The organism is Pseudonocardia pini (assembly GCF_013870575.1).
GTDB lineage: Bacteria > Actinomycetota > Actinomycetes > Mycobacteriales > Pseudonocardiaceae > Pseudonocardia > Pseudonocardia pini.
Window position 1 is genome coordinate 1 of the sequence record NZ_JACBXB010001167.1, and the last position, 1,196, is coordinate 1,196.

2 protein-coding genes are annotated in these 1,196 nt (G+C 75.5%); both read left to right on the plus strand.

What is annotated here, in order from left to right; all coding sequences use genetic code 11:
- Positions 1-222, plus strand: a 222-nt coding sequence (locus tag H5J29_RS33505) for a hypothetical protein (RefSeq protein WP_181784880.1), incomplete at its 5' end; no start/stop codon positions are given.
- A 2-nt stretch (positions 223-224) separates the two neighbouring features.
- The coding region (locus H5J29_RS33510) for a peptidylprolyl isomerase (RefSeq protein ID WP_181784881.1) at positions 225-1,196 on the plus strand (972 nt) is incomplete at its 3' end.

Sequence of the window (1,196 nt, forward strand, 5' to 3'; positions counted from 1 at the left end):
ATGCGCCGCACGGTGGGGGTGGCCGCGCTCGCCGCGGGCATGGGCTACCTCGCGCTCGTCGTGTCCGGGCTCGTCGTGGTGCGGGAGTTCGGGCTGCTCCTCGCGGGGGTCGTCGCGCTCTCGCTGCTGGCCGCCCACCTCACCCACGTGCTGCTCCCGCCGCCCGCGCCCGCCCCGTCCGACCCGCTCCCCAGCTCCGAACCGTCGATGACGAGGGTGTGACCATGTCCCTGCTCCGTTCGCTGTTCAGCGTGCGCGACGTCCCGCGCCCCGTCCTCGCGGTGGTCGGGGGCTGCCTGGTGGCGGCCGTGGCGGTCGGGGTCGGCGCCGCCGCCTCGGGGCTGCCCGCGGACGCCGCCTTCGAGGTGGGGGACACCGTCGTCACGGAGGAGGACCTCGCGGGCAGGCTCGACGTGCTCGACGCGCTCTACGGGGTCCGCGAGCCCACGGACGCGGACCGGCGGGACGAGTTCCGTCGGGAGTCGGCGAAGACCGTGGCCCTGGGCATGGTGCTCGACGAGGCCGCGGCCGACGAGCAGGTCGAGGTCCCCGACTCCGAGGTGGAGGCGGCCTACGCGCGCTTCACCGCCGAGCGCTTCCCGGACGGGCAGGCCGGCATGGTGCGCCTGCTCGGCACCGTCGGCGCCTCCGAGGCCGACGTCCGCGACGAGATCCGACGCCAGCTGCTCACCAAGAGGCTCTACGACACCGCGGTAGCGGGGGCCCTCGAGACGCCGACCGAGGAGGAGGTGCGCGCCTACTACGACGCGCACGCCGACCGCTTCGCCCAGCCGGAGGCCCGGCACCTGCGCAACATCGTCGTCGCCGACGAGACCGTGGCGGTGCAGGTGCTGGAGAGCGCGCGCCGCGGCACGGACTTCGCCGAGCTGGCCCGCACCTACTCGCGCGACACCGAGACCCGCGACAGCGGCGGTGACCTGCAGTTCGTGGCGCGCAGCCAGGTGGAGGACGGCTACGCGGGCCCGGCGTTCGACGCCGCGCCCGGAGCCCTGTTCGGACCGGTGCAGACCGCGGGTGGCTGGAACGTCGGCCAGGTCGCCGAGGTACGGCCGGGCAGGCGGCTCGCCTTCGAGGAGGTGGCCCAGCAGGCGCGCGCCGCGCTGGAGAACGAGCGCCGGATCACCGCCTGGCGGCAGTGGGTGGACGACCGGGTCGCCGCCGTGGGCGTGACCTAC